This window comes from Halorubrum sp. Atlit-28R, from assembly GCF_003665955.1.
GTDB lineage: Archaea > Halobacteriota > Halobacteria > Halobacteriales > Haloferacaceae > Halorubrum > Halorubrum tropicale.
Genome location: NZ_QPLS01000008.1, coordinates 26,293 through 43,339, shown reverse-complemented (window position 1 = coordinate 43,339; position 17,047 = coordinate 26,293). Strand labels below are relative to the sequence as shown.

The following is a 17,047-nucleotide window of genomic DNA, read 5'->3' as shown; positions in this document are numbered from 1 at the left end:
AACGGAGGTCAGTCCTCGAACGCATCGATGACTACAGCCATGTTCACGAGGTCGGGCTCATCGGGTACAACCTGCTTTTCATTCTCGAGTCGGGCCATTTCCGCGTTCTTTTTTTCGCGCAGCTCCGCAAGCTGGCTCTGATGTTTTGCTAACACTGCGCTCATGTCTTCGCCGGCACGATCACGCTTCTCGAACTGCTCAATTCGTTCTTCGAGGTCTTCCATACGGTGTTGGAAGTAGTTCTGAGCATGTTCTCGACGGATTCGGACTTCACGCTCCCGCTCGGCACGTGCCTCCTGTGCGAGATCATCAATAAGTTCCCAAGCAACGTCATCAGCCTTCGAGAGGAGCTCTTCAGCCTGTGAGGAAATTTCACTGATAGACGGATGGCCGTCGACAGCGGAGGAAGGCAGACCACCGGAGATATCGATGTCGTCTGCCTTGGTGGCTCCATCAGGTGTAACGTAGACTTGAACGAGCTCTTCGGTTACAGTATCGCCAGTACCCGAGAGATACCCGATCCGATAGTGACAGAGGAGACCAGGTGTTTCCAAGTTTTCCCCGCCGGTGAGGACAGCAGCTTGACCGCCGATAGCATCCGTATCCAGACAGTAAGCCATCATCGCTCGGACCACAGAGTGATCGAGAGTGATGAACTCGAGGCTCTCGTCAGCAAGCGCGTTTTCTCGGTCGAACGTCGCACCGTCGTACCGCTTCTTCACATCATTACCAGTAAGCAGGTCAGGAACAACTAGGTCAAACACGTCACCGCCATCGTCGGCAGGCCCAGGTCGGACGTTTTTGATTCCGCCGCCGAACTCTTGGCAGACGGTCCTGACAAGGTACGCAACATCGGCCTCGCTGACCGTGTCCTCGGCACTCTCCTCAACAATGTCGAGGACATCTCGATCTTCCTTGCTCAGGTCAAATTTGTCTCGGATGAGGAGTTCGTCGTCGACGCGTCGAACCGCCTCTTCTTGCTCTTCAACGATAGTCTCGAGGTCATCAACGACCTGCTCTGGACTCTCACCTCTTGCGAGAGCGGACATGATCTGTTCTTCGAGATCGACGTCTTCGAGAACCAGCCCCAACACGTCTGAACTCATTCCGAGAGTCTCCTCGATCTCGTCAATCTTCTCGAGAAGTCGCTCAAGGATGATACTCTCGCGAGTGTCTTTGAAGAACAAGTTCCGGATCTCGACAGTCTCATCCTGTCCGTAGCGGTGGAGTCGCCCGATTCGCTGGTCAATGCGAGTTGGATTCCACGGAAGGTCGTAGTTCACCATAATATGGGCGAACTGTAGATTCAGCCCTTCCCGAGCAGCGTCGGTGGCCAACATCACGTTTGCCGGTCCTTCGAATTTTTTGAACTGCTGTTGACGCTGCGTCTGCGAGAGGTCGCCGTAAATCTCGGCGATATCCCTGTCGCTGAACACTTGGCCTTTCAGGTACTCGAGGGTATCCGTATACTCTGTGAAGATGAGGATCTTCTCGTCGGGGTCCTCCTCTAGAATTCCGTCAACGTACTCACGAAGTCGCTCTGCTTTCGAGTCAACTTTGATCGCCTTCGCCTGATTGTAGAGATCACGGACCATCTCGAGTTCCTGTTCGATTTTGTCCGGATCACCAGAGGCTGCGGCGGCACCAAGCTCCTCCTCAACACGCTCCCGCTGAGCCTCTGTGAGGAGTTCTGGGTTATCTCGATACTCGTCAAGAAGACTCTTTGTAAGCTCCGAGAGATCACCTAAATCGGCACCACCCGCTTTGATGGATTCCATCCGGTTGCGGAGTGATTGCTGAATGGCGTAAATTGAGGAGACCAGCCGTTTCTGGTAGAGGACCATCGCGAAGCCCGCAGCATCATTCTCTTCTTGACTGGCAAGGTTGTAATGTTCGGTGATGTACTCCGTGATATCCTCGTAGAGCTCGCGTTCCTGGGGCGTGAACTCGACTGGAAGGGTCTGGATGTTCTTCTCCGGGAACATCGGCGTCCCATCCTTGTTGTACATCTTGTCTTTGAGCCGTCTGATCATCAAATCCTTCAGCCCCTCTTTGTTGACGTCGTGTTCGTCGCGGAAGCGGTAGGGGTCGAGAAGAGAGATCATGAAATAGAACTGGTCACGCTTCCCGTTGTGCGGGGTGCCGGTCAGGAACAGTAGTCCGTCAGACGTCTCCGAAACAGCTTTTCCAACTTTGTAACGGTCCGTCGGATCGATCCCACGTTTGCCTTCACGGCGAGCGGTGAGGTGATGAGATTCGTCGAAAAGAGCGATGTCCCACTCCTCTTGGATGTTCTTCAGAGCCGAGCGTACGTCGTCCTGTTTTGCGAAGTCGATGGAGGTGATAATCCGATCTTCGTGCGTCCAGACATTCTCGGCAGGATAGGCATCACGTTTCGCCTCCACGTAGTCGCGGTCGTAAATCACGTAGTTCGTATCGAACTTCTCACGCAGCTCTTCCTGCCATTGAGTGGTAAGCGGCGCGGGAGCGACGATGAGAACGCGGTCAGCCTGCCCACGGGCGGCGAGCTCTTCGATAACGATTGCGGCCTCGATAGTCTTTCCGAGACCAACCTCGTCGCCGATGAGATAGCGGTGATCGTACGATGTGAGGATCTCGTGAGCGGCTTTCACTTGGTGAGGGGCGATGTCGATTCGGTTGTTTTCCAGCGCAACGAATCGATCTTGTCGGTGGGCGAGGTCTAGTTCGGCTGCTCGGGCACGGAGGTGGAAACGCTCTGGATCGTCGAACTCGCCTTTCTCAAGCAGCGCGTCACTACTGTCTATCAGGTCAACAACCGCAGCGGGGAGCTTTTTCGAGTTATCGTCGTCAGTCAGAATATGGAGCAGACACTGACCCGATGGTCGGTGGTTGATTTTGACCAGCTCACCCTCACCGCCTGCGAAGCTGATGCGGTCTCCGATATCGAAGTTACACGCGCAATCAGACACTGCTACGACAGGATGTAGCGGCCGAACTTAATTACCCGGTTCACTGTCATTGCGAGATCCTCAGGGATCAGGCTACTTGTCGAATATCCACGAAAAATTCTGCGTGATTAAAGTAGGCCCGAATATGTGTCAATATTACTGAAATGAGAACGGCACTTGAGAAGGTCGCTGATGACTACTCGAAACGTCCACTCGACTTCAACAGCGAAAACGATCTCCAAGCACGACTCTACGAGGAAACACGAGATCAGTTACGCTCAAAAGATGAGCTTGAGACACACCAGACGAGCGGATTTACAATCGAAGCTGATGACAGTCAGCCTGCGTACGCACGAAAATATCATCAAGATCTCGAATCATCTCTGAATCAGGCTCCGTTAACTCGGGTTCGAACGGAACTCTCAGTTTGGCATCCTCTGGGACAGATGTTAAATTCTGACGAGCGGCCATTCGATAAAGATGATAAAACCGAGATTCTGGACCTCGCAGTTCTCAGAGACCCGTTTGATCGTCCCGTTCACCTATTTAATGGTCGTCACCGAATTGAGATAGAGATGGTTGAGGAGGCAGTCGAACTGAAATATCCACGTAGTTTGCCGTGTATGCCATCTAATAAACAGGGAAGCATTACAGGCTTATCCGATGACGAACTCCGTCAAGCAGTCAACTTCGAGCGCGTAGGAATTGCGGCAGATATTGATGAACTGGAATCTCTCGGAGAAGAGTACAGCATCACCCCATACCTCTTCATCTCCTCTCAGTACGACATCTTCCGAAGAGGAAGATACACCGAAGAGCGACATCAGTTATTAGCCGATGCGGCGATTGAGAAGCTCAAGAACTTATGTTCCACAACATCAGTTCTGTATTCCTATCCTGGAGGGCATGAGTGGCTGGTTGATCATCACTAGGTCAAATAAATGGTACCTACCACTCACGGCTATCATCAATAGATTACACGGTACCATTTTGTAGAGAGAATATCATTAATAGAGTATCATGCCGCGTGTGTTCCGCGTTGGCGAAGTCTATCGTGACACAGGAAGCTTCAGAGACGCGGAAGACCAGTTTCTACGGTGGATCCGCGGCCCACTGACTAGCGGAATCAAAAACGCCGGCGGCATTCGTGACCTCGGCGCAGATCGCTCAGAGACCCCTGCTGCCCTCGTCCTCGTCTCGAACGATACAGGAGTCTCCCAGCACGATGATCCGTGGGAGGATACGCTAGCGGTCAACGCTGGCTACGTGAGTTACTGGGGTGACGCGAAGGAGAATGTCCGGTATGACGAATCCACACAGAACAAGAAAATCAAGGACACGTTCGACAGAGCAGCTTCGGGGCGACGCGAAGAGGTTCCCCCAATACTGGTGTTTCGGAAGCCCGAGAGCGGTGTCGTCGAGTTCTGTGGGCTTTGCGTCCCGGATCACTTTGAGGTGCGGACCTACCAAGGCGATTCGGGAGCGCAGATACCGAACTACCGCTTTCACTTCTCTATTCTCAACACGCAGTCCGTCCCGGTCTCGTGGCTACACGGCCGAGCGCAGATGAATGACGATAGCGAGGCCCCGGACGTGTGGAAGCGTTGGGTCGAAGCCGGCGAGATCTCACAGTGGCCCACCGGCCAGACGCTCGATACAGGCGGGAGGATCCGTCGTTACGAGACGACCGAAACCACGGTGAGCGAGGCGTTCCGGACGGAGACGTTCGAGCGATACAACCACACATGTGTTATAACTGGCATCGGTGAGGAGCAACTGCTCGATCTCGCGCATATCCTGCCACGGAGTCAGCGCCCCGAACTCGCGGAACACGCGGAGAACGTGCTCGTTCTGAACTCACTTCATCACCGTGCGTTCGACGCGGCGTTGTTCACGATCGACAGCGAGCAGCGCATCCGGACGAGCCCGGCCTTTGAGCCGGCACATCCGTTCCTCAGGGAGACGATCTCGGAGAAAGAGGGAGAGCGAGTTACGTTCCCGCCAGAAGTCCAAGTACGGTCAGGGTTCTTTGAACAACTGAACGCTGGGTTGTCTTGGCTGTAAATACCGTCGGAGTCGGTCATCGCAGGTACCTAGACAGAAAGACTCGTTCGCAGCAGTAGATTAGTCGTCGTCGACGGCCTCCTCGACGATCTCAATCTCCTCATCGGTGAGGTCGTAGAGCTCGTAGACGATCTCGTCGATTAGGTCGTCGGTCTTCGCTATTTTCTCATCCAGCTCTTCGCCGCGCTCGACAATTTGAAGGTAGTTCTCTAGATCGTCGGACACGTTGTCGGGATCCGGCAATTCAATTGCCTTCAGCCGGTCGACAGGCGAGTTCGTCTTCGTCGCCGTATCGCGGAAGTTCGCAAAACCACCTGCCTGGTCCACAGCGACCGGCACGAAGTGTTCGACCAAGTCCGCTTCTGTGTCTGTAAGGTTGGTGAGCCGGAACGCAGGGAGATAGTTGGTCTCGGTGTAACCCCACTGATCCGTTTCATGGGCATCCTCATCCTCGGGCTTGTAGCGAGCTGTCGCCTTGATGAGGACCGTATTTCGGGATTCTCGTTCGACAGTAGCGGTGCCGATACGAAGATTGGACCGCTCCGTTTTAGTCTCAGATAATAGAGATGCTGAACTATTTTCCGCCGGTGAGAGCAGACCAATTGTAGAAATCTCAACCGTGTTGTTGTAATTTCCAAGGTTGTCTATCAGATCAGGGTTTATTTTCCGTCTCTGTGCTTGGAGGTGAACCATTATTTTCCCAACCGGAGACAGGGATGAGATCTCTACTGAATCTCCCTCTATTCTGATGTCCGAATATTTAGACAATAGATTATCAACATGAGATAGGTCCGATCGTGATAACTCCATACTCTCTTCACCAGCAATGGGTATATCCTCCACGTAGATCTCGCTATTCATGTAATAACCTCCACGCATTCGCGAGCTGATGGAGTGGAGATATAACTCAGAGATAGTAGAGTTTAGAATAGACAGAAGGTGGTAATCTTGGTGTGGAATGATGAATGCGGTTTTATTCGGATATATTCCTTCTGTATCAATAGCAAAACGCGCGTTCTTCGATACCTCTGGATAGAGTATCTTGCTGGAGCCGAAATCCGATTCGTAATCAGCTGCATACCGAGATAAACAGAACCAGTCAAAACGGCCCTGTTGACATTCTGGTCGCGACTCCAATTCATCTCTCCACTCTTGTAGGTGAGCTTTCACCGCAGGATACTCATCTATATCGAGATCCCATGTTGCATATATCAGATATTCTGTAGGAGATTCATGATAGAACCTTCTGATCTCATTGCCAGATATAAGTGGTTTAATTATTTCTGAGCTATTTTCATCTTCTGATTCTAATTTTTCTTTTGTCTCTTTACCAATTATAAATGCATCATTCAAGCCAGTCACTATACCCCTATTTATTTCACCATCAATATATTTCTTTAAACGCTGCTTCTCATCGATTTTGTCGAGCACAGCATTGGTTCTCTTTGATCTAAGTCTCCAAGTTTCACCGAAATTTTTTGATGGGATATTAACAGATTCTGACTCAACATATCTCCCTAAATCGGTGAAAGATAAGCTCTCTACATCAACATACTCAGTCTCGATGTCGTTCTGTGTCCCTTTTTCGAGTATGAATATGGCAGGGTACGTTGTTATCCCGGGAAACACCGACAGGTCTTTGAAGTCTATCATTTTCCGAATACCGCTTTCTTCTGCTAGGTAGCTTCTTAGACTTGAGCCGTAATTAGCAGTTATAAACCGGTTAGAGGAGATATATCCCAGAGATCCATTCAGCCGGCTGATATTCAATCCCAGTTCAAAGAAATATGAGTAAATATCTGCCTTGCCGTCGTAAACTTGGAAATTTTTCTCCACATAATCCTTGATTTCGCTCAGTTTTTCTTGACGCACATATGGCGGATTCCCGATCACCGCGTCAAACCCGGCATCGGACTTCCGCTCCCCATCTTGATTGTAGAACGCCATCGGGAACTCCAGTTCCCAATGGAAGAAGCGCTCATCTTCGGCCATCGATTGTGCGCTGTTGAACCAATCTTGCTTCTCGATATTCTCCCACACGTCACTATGGAGCGCACGAGCCATCCGCTCGTAAGCATCAGTGGGTATATCAAGCCCAAACGCCTCAGCAGTGTGGACGTTGGCCATCGCGAGGAGTTTCTTGTAGAGCGGATCGTCGCGCACGTCATCATAAACGGCCTCCATCTCCTTTGCGTCCTCCAGCGTCTCGTTGTCGATATTGAGCAGGTCTTGGAACCGATCGGTGACATGCTCCATGGCGCGCTGGCGCGTGTGGTCGAACGATTGCTGGAGAGTGAGTTGGCCGTCGTCAGTCTCCTTGTCGTCACCGTCAGACAGCACGTCCTCTATGTCGCTTCCGACGAGAGAGTTTCCTGTCTTGAGGTGGTGGTCGAGGAACGCGAGCGGTTGCTCAGCGGCGAGCGTCCGTAGCCAGAGCGAGACCTTCGCCAGTTCGGTCGCGAGCGGATTGACGTCGACGCCGTAGATACAGCGCTGAGCCACTTTGCGTCGAGCCCAGTTGATGTCACGAAGTTCTCCTTCCTCGGTGGTCGGTGCGCGAATCTCGGCGTCGGCGGAGTCGAGTGCCTGCCGATCCTGTTGCTCTTGCGCGTCGATGATCTCACGGGCGAGGTAGTCCACTGCGTTGACCGGGAAGTGTCCGCTCCCCATCGCCGGATCCAGTACAGTCAGGTCGAACACTCGATCGGCGAACTCCTCGGCAAATCCTTGGTCTTTCTTCGCGATCAAATCTTCACGGATCTCCTGTACCAGCGGCCCGAGCGTCTCGTCGACGATGTACTCGACGACGTACTCCGGCGTGTAGTACGATCCCGTTGCCTTCCGCTCACCATCGTCGGTGCGCAGGTAGACTTCACCCTCCTCAACGGTGACGTCATCACCCTCACCCGCGGCAACGTACTCACCGTCATCGACGGTCAGGGGTTCGTCGGCGACGTCGAGTTTGTACTCCAACAGCCCCTCGTAGATGGACCCGAGGTTCCGCTCGTCGAGCGAAGAGTAGTCCACGAAGACCTTCCCTTGGCCTTCAGACGCCTCGTGGCGCGTGAGAAGTTCGATGACCTCAGCGATGTACGCGTCCCCGACCTCGTGATTCGAGAGGAACTGTGCCTCGACGGTGTCGTCTTCCTCCGGATCAGTCCGGAACAGCCCACCGTTGTACGCCGGAATGTAGAGGTCGTCTTTCGGGATTCCCTTTCCTTGGCTCCCCTGGTCGATGAGAACGAACAGTTCGTCCAGCTTGTCCCAGAGATCCGTCTGCCACGTCTGGTAGTGCTGTTGGGTCTCGTCACGCTTCTCGACGACGACCTGTTTCAGGTCGTTCAGACTGTAGGTCTCGCTGTAGATCTCGTTCTCCGTCGGGAGGAGGTTCCGTCCCTCGCTCTCGGCGTAGAGAACGAAGATGAGCCGATAGAGATAGATGAGCGAGCTGTCGTGGATCCGGTCGAGATCTTCTTCGTCCAAGTTATCGTTAGTGTCGAGGAAGCCTTCCGCAAGGACGCGAATGGCTTCGTAGATGTTCTCTTGGAGGTCCTCTCCGAGTGCTTCTGCGAAGGCGGTTGACTGGTCGTAGACGTCGTCGAGGAAACAGTCTCCAGTCTGGTCGTCGAGGAATGCTCCCTGCCGGAAGAAGAGGTAGAACTCCTTGAATGCCTCCAGATCGCCTTCCTCCTCGCCGATGGAGAGGACTTTGGGGAGATCTATCTCGTAGTAGGAGTCCAACCGGTGGCTCGTCGGCCCGTAGTAGAGTCGCCACTTCTCCCCGTTCGTGAGGACCCCCCACTGCGGTGGCGTTTCTTGGAGGTAGCTATGAATCTGGTAGCTTGGGTTCTCGAAGTCTCGTTTCTCTTCGCCCCGCGTGTCGAGCTTGCGACCCCATCGTTTCGCGTCCGCGACGGCGATTGCCTCTTGGTAGAAGTTTTCTCGATCGAACGCCGCATCGGCGGCCTCTGCGCTGGGGAAGAACCCGTAATCTGGTCGTCGCGCATTCCGCATCACCGTCTCCTCGATTTCAAAGGGAATCTCGAGGATCTCGAAGATCGGTCGAATGACGTTCCGCTCGAGCTGGGCCTCGTTGTAGTCCTCGACACGATCGCCTTTTTCGTCGAGAATCGACTTGATCTCCGAGAACGCTGTTTCTACTTCTGCGTCCGGGATCTCAGTCCAAGCCTCCATATCGTGGAGGTGGTCGTTGAGGTAATGGTTCGAAAACAGGTCGCGGTTCGTTCGGTAGTTGGTTGGGTCCGTCATTGAGTGGAGACGATTTCAGGGATGACTACGGTACTACAGCTACCTTGTAACGGAAATTCCAAGATAAATAATACTTTCCAAGGGTCGAACGATACCGTCGGGTCGGGGAGTTCAATGACAGAGGTTCGCCTAGCATCAAAATAGCAACCGACAGCTCCGTTGAAATCCACCGCAAGTAGCATATTCTAGCTTGGTCGTGGTCATACAAACAGGATATCCAACAGACATATCTTGAAGTGTAGGGGGGACTGACTGTGAGCCATGTCAAGCAATTTTGAGGAACCTGTTGCTATTGCCTGTCAGAACAATGCTGTTCCGGCTGCCTCCCAGAGACAGTACATCGCTCGTGGATTATGGGTAGTTGATTTTGACACAGGGTATTCTTTCGAGAGCAGTGATGCTCCATCGTCCTCCCGAACTGAAGCTGGTGAAGTATTCAATCGATTCGAAGAAGCCTCTCAAGCAGGAGGAATTGGTACATTGCGTTCAGATGATTCCCGTCTAATCGCTGTCGGCCGATTCGGCACGAACGGCATCCGTCTACTGGACCGAGTGGGCGAAAGCGAAGATAAAAAGAAAGGACTCCAATTTTCCGAGTACACTGTTCTGGGCCCCGGAGATCCGAAGTATGAGGAGGCTCGAGATATCGGGGGGACTCTTGGAGGGACAGTTGCGAGTCTCAAGGGCCGCGGCGACAAGGAAACACGTTTAGAGACTCTCCTACGGCAGGTAGAAGATGCTGGATATCTCCGAAAGCCCGTTTAATAAACAGACTTCGGCCACCAGCGGTTTTTAGTTATATCTGGATGTGGACATCTCAACAGAGCCTACTCGGGGTTGGTTTCAGAGTTCAACCGTAACGGCACCGTCAGAGTCGAGCAGGAACTCACACAGGTCGCGGAACGCTGTGACCGTTGCTCCCTCAAGAAGGACTCCGAGTTCGAGATATCGGTTGAAGCCATAATCCGTCACGTTGGCACTGCCGACGTAGGCGGCTCGAGAATCGAACAGCATCACTTTCGCATGTAGCGTGAACTGGGGATTCTCGCCGTCTTGGCGTTGTTTGCCGATCGGAGTGGTATCTTCCCAGACAGTGTAATCGACGAGGGTAATTTCCGATGCAACACCTCGTTCCGATGCTCGCTCCATGAACGACTCGATGACGTCGTGGTTATGTGACTCCGAATCCGCGAGATACCGCGTCACAATCGTCAGCTCGACACCACGGTCGAGCGCATCGAGCAGGACATCAGCGAGACGACCGAGGCCGTCACCTTCAAAAAACGGCGACAGGAGCACGATCTCGCGCTCGGTACGTTTGACTTGACTTGCGAGAGAAGAGAGCAGCCCCTCCATGTCAAAGGAGGCAGGCGTCGAACCGCTGAACGCGGGATCATCTGGAAACGTCACCAACGGCGTTACTTCTGTGGTGGGGACCCGCTTTTCGTGGGCAGCGAGCGTTCGAATCGACTGCTGTGTCCGCTCGAATATCTCCCGTGTGCGGGTTGGATCAACGCGACACTGGGTGTCTACCAGTTCAGCCTCGTAGGTCTCGCGCTGAATCGCCTCGACTTGGAGGAGCTGACGAAAGAGGTCGGTCGCTGCTTCACGACTCAGCTCCGTGTCTCGCGCTACTGCGGCCGGCGAAATCCGTTCAGATCGCCCAGAGGAAACCAGAAACATTCCCTCTAGTTCGTCAAGAAGCGGCTCCTCGTGATCGACGATGTCCGCGATGGTGAGCGCACGATCGATGATCGGTGGGTGTCTGGCCATTGATAAGGGGTGACGTGGAGTTAGCTACAGTCGCCAGAATCCTTCGATGTCCCGATCGGTGTTCGGTCGACTTCCAAACAAGTAGTCCCGACAGAGAACCTGGTTGAAATACGAACAACTGATCTCGCTCACGTGGAGACAGGAGAGACACGCCCCATCGCGCTGTGAGCAGACCGGGTCCATCATACACTCGTTCCCGTGAGCACGGGCTTGCCCGAGGAGGTCGTCCAATTGCTGCTCGACCATCGTGGTCATGCCGCCGATATTGAACTCTTCGCGGTTGTTGGTGTAGATCACTAATGAGAGTGCGCGTGGGAACAGGAACTCACTCAGGTTCGTTCGATCGAACCCACTGATCGTGCTCGCCTGCTTGAGCAGGACGTGAGAGAGGGTGTGGAGCATCTCGAAGACGTACTTCGTGACTTTCCCCTCAACGGTGTCGTCGGTGCTGGTCTCGAAGCGACCGTACTGATCAACCGGGTCGAGATGGTTCAGCAGGAACGCCCACTGCTCTGCGCGAGAGAGTTCTTCGATGGTTGTCCGAGCACGCTCAATATCAGCGTCCGAGGGATCAGCAGGCAGTTCGGGAAGCGTGATGTCGCCACGGACAGCTCGCTCGTCGCTTGTCTCAGGAATGTTGACGGCTAGCCAGAGCAGCACTACCGCGGGGTCGAGATCAAACTGTGTAGCCTCTGTTTCCGACGTATCGACGAATATCGGTGTGCCGTCTCCGCTGCTCGCGTTTTGCGAGAAGGCGTTCAGCTTCGCCTCGTCTTCCTCGCGGCCGCCCCGGGTGTAGCCGTAGACGAACGTCTGGACCGGGAAGTCTTCGATCACACGCACGTCCTTCAGACCCAAGCGGTCGAGGTCGTCCGAGTACGTCGCGATCGTGTCTGCCTTGCGGGGGAACCCCTGTTGTCGGGCGTCTTCCTCCAAATCTTCGAGCGTGTGCGCTGTGAGTTCCTCGAGGCTGAGAACGTACTGGAGAAGCTCATCGCCAGCATCGGTCATCTCGAAGGAATCGTCGTCGGCTTTGAGATCGATTAGATCTGTGATCGATTCACCAACGGTTTGGCTGTCGATCTCTCCGTGTGCTCGGAGCCAGTCTTCCGCCTCATCGAGCGATTCGACCTCTTCTTCCGTCTGATATACCTCTATTTTCCGATCGTCATCGATCTCAGCTCCCTCAATACCCTCGTCCATGTCGACAGACTTCAGCGGAGAGTCAGAGAGACCGAGCTGTTTCGCGATAGCCTTCCGTGAGCCGTCTTCACTTCCGCGGAGATGGCCGATACCCGACGCATGTAGATTGACTGTGGTCAGGTAGTGCGGATAGTATGTTGAACCGGCTCGGTGGACCGTCGTGTACATTTTGTCGTCGTCCGGGTCATCCGCGGATGGAGGAACGTAATCACAGTCACAGTTCTGGGAGTAGCTCACTCGGGTGTCCCAACCACAGATGTTACACCGCCAGTGGAAGTTTTGCGCACGCTGACTGTCCTGCGTATCGAGGACGATGTACTGGTCACCGTGATCCGGACATTTCCGTGGATACAGTCGCCTGATCTCGCCACAGCTGTGGACGCTCACGAACTGGTACTGTTTTAGGTCGCCGTTACAGCCGGATCGCTCGCATTTTAGAGCCTGATTCTTTCCGCTAAGATCATCTGCGGAGTAATATCCATGTGCCTTCTGGCAGCTCGTACAGTAGAAGGTGGTTGGGAACGGACGAGCCCGGACTTCCTCCGGTGCTGCGAAGTCGTAGTGGCCTGTTTTATTCGAAGTAAATCCCTGTTCACCACCCTCCCAGTTTTTCGCCCGGGCGAAGACGCGGTCAACGATGTACTCTCGATCGACTTGGCCGCTCGCGTCGGTCGTTTCGAGACGATTCACCTGCCAGATGCCACGCTTGTCGCTGTAGTCGAAGGTGTTCCCGGGAAGGAACTGGTACAGGATCTGATGGCGGCTGCGTTTCATACTCATTGTAGGTCACCGGTTGTCAAGCGTCTCGAAGATCTCGCGGTAGCGGTACTCCGACCGAATGGGTAGCTGTTCGTCGACATCGCGGAGACTCCGCATCGGTGAACGTTTGATGCGTCCACTTGTCCACTGGTCGTCGTCAAGACGAAGTTGAGAGAGCGCCTCCTTCGTGAGATCTTCAATATCCCCTTTGAACTCCTCGTGGTCGTTCGGATCGCCAAACATCCCCAGCATTTGCTGGCGTAATTCTCTTTCGTCGACTGAGTCAGCAAACTTCTCGGCTTGATCACCGAAGTAGAGGTTTCCGGCCCCTTCGCGGTACATGTAGTGGTTGAGAATCAATCCCATGAACAGTCCCGGGTGGGTCTGCTTGACACTGTTTTTTGCCCAGCGGTTGATAGGGACCGGTTCAACAAGTCTGTCGAGAAATGCGTGGTATTTCTCAAAGAAGTGGTAATGGCTCAGGTCACGCTCGCGGATGGGGTGGGCGACATTGAATACGAGGCCCGGTCGCGATCGGCCGGCACGGGAACTCGCTTGAATGTACTCCGCCGTTCCTCGGGGCATACCGAAGAACGTCATCATGTTGAAGCGGTCGACGTCGACTCCGTGGGCGATCATGTTAGTCGCCGTGATAGTGTTGAGCCGACTCGCCAGTAGCCAAGCAAGTGCTTCCCGAGTGTCTTCGGTGGCGCTGGCCCGCTCACTGTCGAATTGGTCACTACCGACAACCTCGTTCTCCTCGTCGAGACTGTTCTCAAGCGTACTACGTAGAGACAGGACAGAGTCTGAGACATCTTCCTCGAGCACTCCCCGGTCGATGAGACGGTTGAGGATCTGTTTGTCGGCATCTTCGTCCCACGGGTCCTCGACAATGTCTAAGACCTCCATGATCGTCTCGAAGCCAGTTCCACCGGTCATACGCTCGGACGCCAGTGGCGGTCGGCCATCTTTCTGGAGATACGTATCCAGCTGAGAGACGATAGACTGATCGAGACGGTCACCGTCCTTTTTCGATAGCAGATATGTGATGCTGGTGCTGTAGTAACTGAGTAGAGCTAGCACTTCATCGATCGAGTCGGCCTCAAGTGGTGTCGTGGTATCCGACCCTTCGAATACAGCTCCGGTCAGTACTTGATTCGGGTTTTCCAACGCTTCTCGGAATAGGTTCTGAACCTCCCGATGGTAGTAGAACAGGAGGTCGATGATGGAATTGATGTGCGTCTTTCCGTGTGGAACCAGCCCGATGTAGTACCGCTGTGTCTCCGCACGTTCCTGCGCGTAGAAATTCTCGCGTAGGTACGGCCCGGGCGAGGGGAACCGTTCAGCGGGGCGCATGAACAGGTTATGAACCTGATCCTCAAAGCCAGTAATCGTCGCCGTCGGTGCGATGACCTTTGTTGTCCCGGCCTCAACGAGGTCCTGTAGTTCGGCAACACCAGTCTCGTAGTGGCCGTCGAAGCTCCCCATACTCTCTTCCAACAGGTGGAGCTCGTCCGGAACCATCAGCGACGGGGCCGGGTCGTACGGTTCAACGGGACGGGCCATGTCGCTAAACTCATCCTTGTCTATCGGACAGCCGTACTTCTCCGTACATTCGCCCAAGCTGGCAAACCCATGAATTGGACACTCAAGGTCCATCTCACCCGTGATGAGGTGAGCAAATTTGCGCTGATAACCGATCGCGGTGATCTTGTCTATGGTACCCGCAATGATCGTCGGTGCGTACCGGTAGAGCTCATTGTCGACAACGTGGACCGGGAGCTCTTCCTCACCATATGGCTCACTGGAAGTGATCGATCGCGACTGCCACGGACAATCGAAGCTACTCGCGGTACAGCAATGCGTCAGTCTGTGGTCGTCATCTGTGATTCGGACCTCGATATCAGACCCACAGGCCGGACAACTTGGGACGACCTTGGCCTCGCGGCGAAGGTCCTCTCCAGAAGGCCCCTGGTACCGTTGGTGATTATTGTTATCGTAACCTGTGAGTGCGTTCGGGGTGTTTGCCTTCCCAACAAGATATCCCATCGAGAACGGGCGAGAAGGGTGTGAGCCGATATCCGACTGCTCTCGCCGAACTAGGTCGGCGTACATCACCGTCTCGGTCATACGTTGGAACTGTTGGAGCGAGAGGAGTCGAAGCGGGAACTTCGTCCACGCAGTGACGCCAAAGTCCTTCCCACGGAGGCGATCGAAAAACATACTCCAGACAGCGACACCGAGGAATGCTTCCGTCTTCCCACCACCGGTGGGGAACCAAAGAACATCAACGATGTCGAGCGCTGAATCAGCATCCTCTGCGCGGTCCTCGGTTGAACCATTGCGCCAGCTGACCTCGTTCCACTGGTCGTACTCGCGGCTCGCAACATCGGGGACCTCCATGATGATGAATACTAGCTGGAAGAGCCGCCAGCCGGGGAACTGGTGCATCCGGTCCATTGCCTCGTTCATCAACTCGAAAGCACGTCCGACAGTTTCGGGATGCTCCCGAAGGCACTGAATCCCGCGCTCGAACCGTTTGATCTCACGTTCGAAAGCAGCGCGGTCTTCATTGAAATCAGCCAGATCACCCGTTTCTGGGTCGTCATCCCAGTCGTCTCGTTGGCGATATTGTTGTAGTGCGGCGTCATACTCCTCACTGAGATATCTCCGCATCTCGGTAGAAATATCGTCGAGAAGATCGAGGCCACCGTCGTCTAGGTCGGCCAACGTCTCAAATGTAGCATCGACGTTACGGTCCGCAGATTCGTAGACGAGTTGTCGGTACTCCGGGATGAACTGTGTCTCAAGTCGAGTTGCGGTCGGCATCGCAGAAGGAGCCCGACGACCTGGCGGGATTCCTTCTTCATCCACTTCTTGGTCGTTGCGCTCAGGCGCGGTGATGGTACAATTTCGACCATGCCCCCAAAGATCTCTATTGTAGCGGAAATCCTCTGGAAGCGGGTCAAAGGTGAAAGGGACGAACTCGAGGTCGCCACTCGTCTCAAGTTCGAGGCCCACCTCGAACAGTGTGGGGTCTCGAACGGTGTAGATCGCGTCTTCGCGGCTCTGGAGTGCCTCGTTCGCGATCTCAAAATCGACGATAGTGCTGTCGTCGTCGTTTTCCTCGTCAGCCATCACTTCCACAGCCAGTGTGGCGTGCCACTCCGGGAGTGCTGATGTTCCCCCAGCAGCCCGCTCAGAGAGGTAATCACGAAAGCTCTCTTCATCCTCGAGCGCGGCCGGCGGGACAGTGTCATCTTCCTCGGTCTCAACGTAGAGGTCGTAGTTTTCCCGAGCGTGGGCTCGGGCGCTGGAGAATGCTTTTTCGAATGCCTCCTGAGTGCGGTCGCGGATGACCTCCGGAGTGTTTCGCGTCGGCGTCTGGAGTACCTCCGCAGGGATCTTGATCGGCGGGACTTCAAGGGGAATACGTTCAAAAACCGGGAGGAGACTGTCGCCTTCGTCGTCATCATCTCGGTCACCCAGTGCGACGAAAGAATCGCGGTTTACCATCTCCTCATAAGTGGGGTTAACTCGCACCCACACGCTTGCGTTAACAGTAAGCGTCAGCACGTCACCTTCCTCACCGCCCCGGATACGCACGGTAGCACCGAGGCCGTTTGGCTCCATTTTTGACTGGAGATCATCGTCCGGATCGTCGAGTTGGTCCTCACTTTCAGGTGCTAGCGCACCCGCGAAGAACCGATCGCTAGGGAAGTCACGTTTGACTCGCTCGTCGATGTCTCCACGGACTTGCTTCAACACCGTCTCACGAAGGTGCCGGGCGATGCGTTCGTCGTCGGCTGGAGATTCTTCCTCCAAGCTAATTCCTGTAGCCATGGTAGTTACTCAGTAGTCTGCTCGAGCTGATCGCCCGAGATGAAGGTCGGTATGATTGTGGGAGCAAGGGCGTTGATACCGAGGACTACACCTTCGGCTGACATAAGATCGGTGGCCACTGGTCACGACTGACACGAGAAGAGGGGTAGGACGGGAAATAGAACTTGTTTCAGGTTACGTGGAGTCTAATACAGGCTCAGTAGAGT

General features: G+C 54.2%; 7 protein-coding genes. 2 read left to right on the top strand and 5 right to left on the bottom strand.

Annotated features, from left to right (window positions below; translation table 11 throughout):
• Positions 1 to 8: 8 nt before the first annotated feature.
• Positions 9 to 2,951 (bottom strand): DEAD/DEAH box helicase, encoded by a 2,943-nt coding sequence (locus tag DVK06_RS12675; protein ID WP_121600519.1) that lies wholly within the window; start codon positions 2,949 to 2,951, stop codon positions 9 to 11.
• A 143-nt stretch (positions 2,952 to 3,094) separates the two neighbouring features.
• Between DVK06_RS12675 and DVK06_RS18705 the strand changes: the two genes are divergently transcribed.
• Positions 3,095 to 3,862 carry a hypothetical protein gene (locus DVK06_RS18705; protein WP_158600085.1) on the top strand — a complete coding sequence of 256 codons (768 nt, stop codon included), beginning with the start codon at positions 3,095 to 3,097 and terminating at the stop codon, positions 3,860 to 3,862.
• Positions 3,863 to 3,950: 88 nt separating this feature from the next.
• Complete coding sequence (locus DVK06_RS12665; protein ID WP_121600518.1) at positions 3,951 to 4,994, top strand: HNH endonuclease; 1,044 nt, start codon at positions 3,951 to 3,953, stop codon at positions 4,992 to 4,994.
• Positions 4,995 to 5,054: 60 nt separating this feature from the next.
• On the opposite strand, the gene DVK06_RS12660 is transcribed toward DVK06_RS12665, so the two are convergent.
• The 4 genes from DVK06_RS12660 to DVK06_RS12645 form a co-directional block, all read right to left on the bottom strand.
• Positions 5,055 to 9,263 carry an Eco57I restriction-modification methylase domain-containing protein gene (locus DVK06_RS12660; RefSeq protein WP_121600517.1) on the bottom strand — a complete coding sequence of 1,403 codons (4,209 nt, stop codon included), beginning with the start codon at positions 9,261 to 9,263 and terminating at the stop codon, positions 5,055 to 5,057.
• Positions 9,264 to 10,106: 843 nt separating this feature from the next.
• Entirely contained in the window at positions 10,107 to 11,036 is a 930-nt protein-coding gene (locus DVK06_RS19020; protein WP_199718681.1) for a phospholipase D-like domain-containing protein, read from the bottom strand.
• 24 nt (positions 11,037 to 11,060) lie between these two features.
• Positions 11,061 to 13,013 (bottom strand): hypothetical protein, encoded by a 1,953-nt coding sequence (locus DVK06_RS12650; RefSeq protein ID WP_233561709.1) that lies wholly within the window; start codon positions 13,011 to 13,013, stop codon positions 11,061 to 11,063.
• A gap of 12 nt (positions 13,014 to 13,025) precedes the next feature.
• Positions 13,026 to 16,841, bottom strand: coding sequence for a helicase-related protein (locus DVK06_RS12645; RefSeq protein WP_121600515.1), 3,816 nt, complete (start codon positions 16,839 to 16,841; stop codon positions 13,026 to 13,028).
• Positions 16,842 to 17,047 lie beyond the last annotated feature (206 nt).